General features: G+C 36.8%; 2 protein-coding genes. One reads left to right on the forward strand and one right to left on the reverse strand.

The window, feature by feature from the left end:
* The first annotated feature begins 658 nt into the window (after positions 1–658).
* Positions 659–3,526 (forward strand): glycerol-3-phosphate acyltransferase, encoded by a 2,868-nt coding sequence (locus H6G44_RS11015; protein WP_190386528.1) that lies wholly within the window; start codon positions 659–661, stop codon positions 3,524–3,526.
* A gap of 248 nt (positions 3,527–3,774) precedes the next feature.
* On the opposite strand, the gene H6G44_RS11020 is transcribed toward H6G44_RS11015, so the two are convergent.
* Positions 3,775–6,561, reverse strand: coding sequence for a tetratricopeptide repeat protein (locus H6G44_RS11020; protein WP_190386527.1), 2,787 nt, complete (start codon positions 6,559–6,561; stop codon positions 3,775–3,777).
* Positions 6,562–7,061 lie beyond the last annotated feature (500 nt).

The raw sequence follows: 7,061 nt of genomic DNA on the forward strand, positions 1-7,061 counted from the left end.
CTCTGATTAAAAGACTAATTAAATAAACTTTACAATTGCTTGAGTGTATAGTTGTCACCAAGCCCTAAGAAAATCATAATAAGAATTTAACACCATCTGCCAAAAGAAAGACTAGAATCATAACGGACAGATTAGCCCTGTAACTAAGGAGCATTATAAAACAATGTCCGATTTAAATCGCGGAATCATGAAATTTGAAGGTGCAGATTCACCTAAACTAGTCACTATCTCTACCGTGGTACTTTTAGGGTCTATTGCTGGACTTATCCTTTGGGCACTTACCGCCGCTTATGCAATAGGTTAAATTCGTTGAATAAAATTCAGGACACTAGCAAACAAGACTTTTATTGTTCTCTAGTGTCTTTATAGCAGAAATAGAGGTAAGTAGGAGTATAAGTTCTGCACCCAAAATTAATTAATTTCTTCTTGTTTGAGTTTTCATGAGTTAAAGTTGATCCAATAAAAACCCTAGAACTATTGATTTATAGGAGTTTTACATTTATTCACTATTTTGCCAAGAACAAACTTTAGTGTATTAATATCTGTGCTATTTTTAGTAAGTTGAGTTAAGCGACAGAGCAACCAACTTAAAAATCAAAGCTTTTTTAGTAAAGCTATTGTGTACATTATCGAATTTTAAATTTTAGATAAGAGAATAATGATTAATTTTTGGGATATCGTAATTATTTTAATTGGTAGTTCACTTTTAGGGGCAATACCGCTAATTAGTTGGATTACTTATGCACTGAGTGGGAAGCGATTAGACAATGTAGGTACAGGCAATATTAGCGTTGCAGCCGCCTTTTATCATGGTGGCAAGTTAGCAGGAATTATTTCCGTCGTCTCTGAATCTCTCAAAGGTATTGCGGTTGTAACAATTGCTCATGCGTATTTTCCCATGGAACCTGCTTGGGAAGTTATTGCCTTAATAGTTTTAGTTATCGGTAGATATACCACTACTAAAGGGGCAGGAACAACAAATGTAGCTTGGGGATTACTGGCTAATGATCCTTTAGTAACTATTTGTGTAAGCGTAATTGCGGCTATTGGCTTTTTAATCACTCGTTCCAGAGAAACAATTAAATTAGCAGTATTAGTCATGTTTCCCCTATTTGTGGGTATTATCCATTCCCAGGATTTACCCAGAATCATAGCTGCTTTTGCCTTATCGTCCTTAATTTACTGGATTTATAGCCAAATTCCCGATGATCTTAACCTTGCGGTCGAGGACGCAGACCCAGAATCCCAAGCAGTAATGCAATATTTAAGTAATCAAGAAAGGATCATTACCCTCGATGATGAATTAGACGGGGAAATAGTAGGAGCTAAATCAGCAACATTATCGCAAATTAAACGCTGGGGTTATACAGTTCCTAAAGGTTGGGTATTATCCCCAGATGATGACCCGACTATTTTAATTAATTTTCTCCAACCCTCTCCACTTTCACCCCTCCTAGTACGTTCTTCAGCCATTGGAGAAGATTCACAACAAGCCTCCGCCGCAGGACAGTATGAAACTATTTTAAATGTAATCACTAAAGCAGAATTAAAGCAAGCGATCGCTCAAGTGCGAGACTCATATAATCATCCCAGTGCCATCGAATATCGCCGTCGTACCAACTCAAAAGACGTGGGTATGGGGGTACTCATTCAACAACAAATTCAAAGCGTATTTTCCGGCGTAGCGTTTAGTCGAGATCCTATTTCTCAACAAGGAGAGGCCGTAATTATTGAAGCCGTATCCGGTAGTCCCGGACAAATTGTCTCAGGAAAAGTCACACCAGAACAATATCGGGTAGTAGTTGCTGGTAATGAAAAATTATCCTGTCTGCAATTTGAAGGTAATGGTAAAGTTCCCCAATCCTTAATTAAACAAGTTGCATATTTAGCTAGACGCTTAGAAAGGCGTTATTTAGGCATTCCCCAAGATGTTGAATGGAGTTATGATGGTCAAAATCTGTGGGTATTACAAACAAGACCAATTACCACCCTTTTACCCTTATGGACAAGAAAAATCGCTGCTGAGGTGATTCCAGGAGTAATTCACCCCTTAACTTGGTCCATTAATTCCCCTTTAACCTGTGGTGTGTGGGGAGAAATTTTTACTATAGTTTTAGGTGAACGCGCTAAAGGCCTAGATTTTGCGAAAACAGCAACACTACATTACTCTAGAGCTTATTTTAATGCTTCCCTATTGGGAGAAATCTTTTTAGCAATGGGACTACCTCCAGAAAGTCTCGAATTTTTGACTAGAGGTGCAAGCATGACTAAACCTCCTCTAGATTCTACTCTTACTAATTTACCAGGACTGACAAGATTACTCAAGCGAGAACTTGATTTAGAAAAAGATTTTAAATGGGATTATCGTCAAGTTTTTATCCCAGGATTAACTGAACTCTCAAATGTCGTTATTGAACAATTATCATTAGACCAGTTACTATCCAGAATAGATCTAATTCTTGATTTATTGCATCGAGGTACTTATTATAGTATTTTAGCTCCTTTGAGCGCCGCTGTTCGTCAAGGGATTTTGGGAGCAAAAGCAGAAGCAATTGATAACAGTGTCACTCCAGAGGTAGCATCATTAAAGGCTATGCGTCTTTTGGCTGTCGATGCTAAACAAATTCTAGATGATAACTGCGAACCAGAACAAATATTTTCCGAATTGGCAAAAACAACCCTGGGACAAAAAATTTTATATGATTTGGATGAATTAATTCATGATTATGGTTATTTGAGTGAGGTAGGTACAGATATTTCTGTTCCCACTTGGAAAGAAAATCCGCAAATAGTTAAACAATTATTTGTGCAGTTCATACAAGCTGGAGAGGTCTTACCTGTAAATAATTCTCGTCCTCTAGTAATAAATTTAGTCCAAAACCGAGTTCACCTTAAAGGTAGAGTAACAGAAGTTTATTCCCGATTGTTAGCGGAATTACGCTGGACTTTTTTGGCGTTAGAACAGATTTGGCTGGGGTCTGGAGTTTTAGAACAAGAAGGAGATATTTTCTTTTTGGAGTTAGATGAAATTCGTCAAATGATCATTAATTTAGATGTGATTGTTGAAAATAATTTATCAGCATTAATCAAACATAGACGAGAACAATTTGTTCAAGATAGTCTCATTGTCCAAATTCCTGCGGTAGTTTACGGTTATAATCCTCCTCACCCTATTAAACCTGTAATTGATCCTGCTGATCATATTTTATTGGGTATTCCTGCTAGTCAAGGACAAATCCAAGGCCGGGTGAAAATATTGCGTAGTTTGCAAGGTGCTAATAATATTGATAAGAATACTATTCTTGTTGTTCCTTACACTGATTCTGGTTGGGCTCCTGTACTAGTGCAAGCTGGAGGATTAATCTCTGAGGCGGGTGGAAAGCTTTCCCACGGTGCAATTATCGCCCGTGAGTATGGGATTCCTGCTGTTATGGATGTACGTGGTGCTACATATTTATTACAAGATGGTCAGCCAGTCCGAATAGATGGATATAAGGGTACGGTGGAAATCATGGAAAATAATTAAAACTGTCTGGTTAAACATTAATACTTGTTTGTCTTTAATTTTTATTGGTGGTTAACCAGGTTTTATTGTTTTATTTCTACTGCTATTGTTTGTACTATTCTGTTTTTGTTGGATTAAAATATTAATCTGTTCTTGATGCAGTAACATTGTTAAATCATATTTTGTTTTTGGATTGTGTTAAGTTGCTTTTGTATGGCAATACATTAGAATTTGATAGCAATACATTCTTATTGTTGGGTAAAATATTGTTAACGTCGAAACAAACGCCAGGAAAAGATAATGATACGTTTGATTAGTAGCCGTAAACGATGCAATAGTAAAGTTAACACAGCTAATAGATTATTCAACAAACGTTTATAAAAGAAACGAGGTATGAGTTGCTGTTGTAAAATTTGCAAATTGTTCCGAACGGTTATTGTAGTGGGGTGATTAGTTTCTAGCACTCGTTCAGACATAGCTAAAGCTTCAAGGTAGAGAGGTTCTGCTTCACTGTATCTTCCTTGGCTATTGTAAAAAAATGCTAAATTGTTTAAGCTAGTAGCAACATAAGGATGGTCGCCTGTAAATAGCCGCTTTATCATTTCTAAAGCATCAAGATAGAGAAGTTCTGCTTCACTATATCTTCCTTGTTTATCGTAAAGATTTGCTAAATTGTTTAAACTAGCAGCAACATCAGAATGGTCGCTTTTAAATAGCCGCTTTCTCATTTCTAAAGCTTCAAGGAAGAGAGGTTCTGCTTCACTGTATCTTCCTTGGTTATGGTAAAGATTTGCTAAATTGTTTAAGCTAGAAGCAACATGAGGATGGTCGCCTGTAAATAGCCGCCTTGTCATTTCTAAAGCTTCAAGGAAGAGAGGTTCTGCTTCACTGTATTTTCCTTGATTACGGTAAAGACCTGCTAAATTGTTTAAGCTAGAAGCAACATGAGGATGATCGCCTGTAAATAGCCGCCTTCTCATTTCTAAAGCTTCAAGGAAGAGAGGTTCTGCTTCACTGTATCTTCCTTGGTTATGGTAAAGATTTGCTAAATTGTTTAAGCTAAAAGCAACATGAGGATGGTCGCCTGTAAATAGCCGCCTTGTCATTTCTAAAGCTTCAAGGAAGAGAGGTTCTGCTTCACTGTATCTTCCTTGGCTTTTGTAAAGAAATGCTAAATTGTTTAAGCTATTAGCAACATCAGGATGGTCGCCTGTAAATAGCCGCTTTGTCATTTCTAAACCATTAAGGTAGAGAGGTTCAGCTTCACTGTATTTTCCTTGGCTATAGTAAAGACTTGCTAAATTGTTTAAGCTATTAGCAACATCAGGATGATCGCCTGTAAATAGCCGCCTTCTCATTTCTAAAGCTTCAAGGAAGAGAGGTTCTGCTTCACTGTATCTTCCTTGGTTATCGTAAAGACTTGCTAAATTGTTGAAGCTAGTAGCAACATAAGGATGATCCTCTGTAAATAGCCGCTTTGTCATTTCTAAACCATCAAGATAGAGAGGTTCAGCTTCACTGTATTTTCCTTGATTACGGTAAAGACCTGCTAAATTGTTTAAGCTAGTAGCAACATTAGGATGATCATTTGTAAATACAATTTGACAAACTTTTACTAATTGCTGATACCAAAATTCTGCTACTTGATATAATCCTTGTCCTTGATAAAATCTTCCTAACCCTTCAAATACCCAACAGATTTCATCAGCAACCATAGATACTGGTAAATTATTCTCTGCTACTGTTTCTTGGTTAATTTCATCTATTAACCGTTTTCCTAAATCTTCCCAATGAACAACAACTAACTGGAAATTTTCAATATCTTCAGAAGTGGGTGATTGAGGAAGTCTTTCAGCAACGAATATCATAGGAGTAATAAAAGTTCTTTCGAGAATTGGCTGCTTTTCTCCAACTTCTGCTAACTGTTCTTGCAAAAACAACCGCACTAAATTATGAATTGTATAAGCTTCTGGTGATTCTTGTCCTGTTTGTAAAAAGTTAACTTGATAAAGTCTTTTTTTAGAGGTAGTTAATTCTTCCTCTGTCCAAATTAGTTGTTTTTCCTCATTCTCTACTTCAAACTCAATCACCCAAACTACCAAATCCCAAAGAATAAACTGAGGAGAAAATAAACTTAAAAATGCTCCCAGATATTGAGTTTGAGTATCCAGTGTTTCCCAAGTTAAATTAAAAGCGGCTTTAATTCCCAATTGAGTTTGATTGATAGTTTCTCTCTTTTGTAAAGCTGTTTCCGCTAACTTACGTTTTTGTAACCGTTCTAACATTTGAGTTAGAGAAAGTCCCAAATCTGTTGTTAAATAACTTCCGACTAAAATTATCCCCAAAGGTAAATTTCCCAAAAACTCACATATTTCTGTAGCAGTTTCTGGTTCATTGACAACTCGCTGATGATTTTTTCCCAATTGCTTTTGTAAAAGTTCTAATGCTATTGGTGGTGATAGAACCTCTAAAGGTAGTTCTTGAATATAATTAGGGTCTAAATGTTGTTGTCGAGTAGTTATCAAAACCCGAAAGCGTGTTTCTGGGGGAACAACATCTTGTAACTGTGTTAAATCAGTCAAATCATCAACGACAATTAAAACAGGTTTTTGTGTTTTTGGATATTGTAACCAACACCAAGCTACCTGTTGTTGGAGAGTTAACGGTTTTTCTCCCTGAGTTTGGGGAATTTCCAGACCGAATTTTAATGTAAAAAGTTCAAATACTTCTGCTGCGAGAATACGTTGTCTAGCATTAAACCAAATTATGCCATCATAATGATCTTGATATTGTGTCGCGTATTGAGTAACTAATTCAGTTTTACCCAAACCACCCATTCCGGTTATTGCTACATAATTTCCCCGTCGCAAATCTTCATGGATAGTTGTCAGTTCTGTTTCTCGTCCGACAAAATGAACAGAACCGCGATAGGGTATATCTTTAGTGGGAGTTAACTTTTTTTGTCCGTCAATATTTTGTGTGTTTACCTGAACATTGCTACCTGGGGAAGCAAAAACACCTATTTTATCTGTGAACTTGCTGAAGTTGTCATTCATAAAGCTTATAATGTATCAAATATTTTAACCCCACCCTAACCCTCCCCTTGCTAAGGGGAGGGAACTGGATTTTCTTGTTTTTCTGCTTCATAAGAGGGGGTAAAAGTCCCACAAGCAGAAGTTTTAGTTTTTAAATCTGGTGCTTAAATTTGGACAGACTAGAAGCCTATCTCACAAGCATTGCTACCTGGGGAAGCAAAAACACCTATTCTATCTGTGAACTTGCTAAAGTTGTCAGTCATAAAGCTTATAATGTATCAAATATTTTAACCCCACCCTAACCCTTCCCCTTGCTAAGGGGAGGGAACTGGATTTTCTTGTTTTTCTGCTTCATAAGAGGGGGTAAAAGTCCCACAAGCAGAAGTTTTAGTTTTTAAATCTGGTGCTTACAGCAGTTTGATATCAAGTCCAGTACAAGAATAGCTATCTAAATAGGGTCAAAAAACAATCCACAATGATTAAACCAATTGAGAGCATTTTCATCAGTAATAGCATTAACC

This window comes from Aphanizomenon flos-aquae FACHB-1287, assembly GCF_014698755.1.
Taxonomy (GTDB): domain Bacteria; phylum Cyanobacteriota; class Cyanobacteriia; order Cyanobacteriales; family Nostocaceae; genus Dolichospermum; species Dolichospermum flosaquae.

Excerpts from the sequence above, each read along its gene's own strand:
- H6G44_RS11020 (WP_190386527.1), bottom strand. The coding sequence starts at position 6,561 with ATGAATGACAACTTCAGCAAGTTCACAGATAAAATAGGTGTTTTTGCT.
- H6G44_RS11015 (WP_190386528.1), top strand. The coding sequence starts at position 659 with ATGATTAATTTTTGGGATATCGTAATTATTTTAATTGGTAGTTCACTT.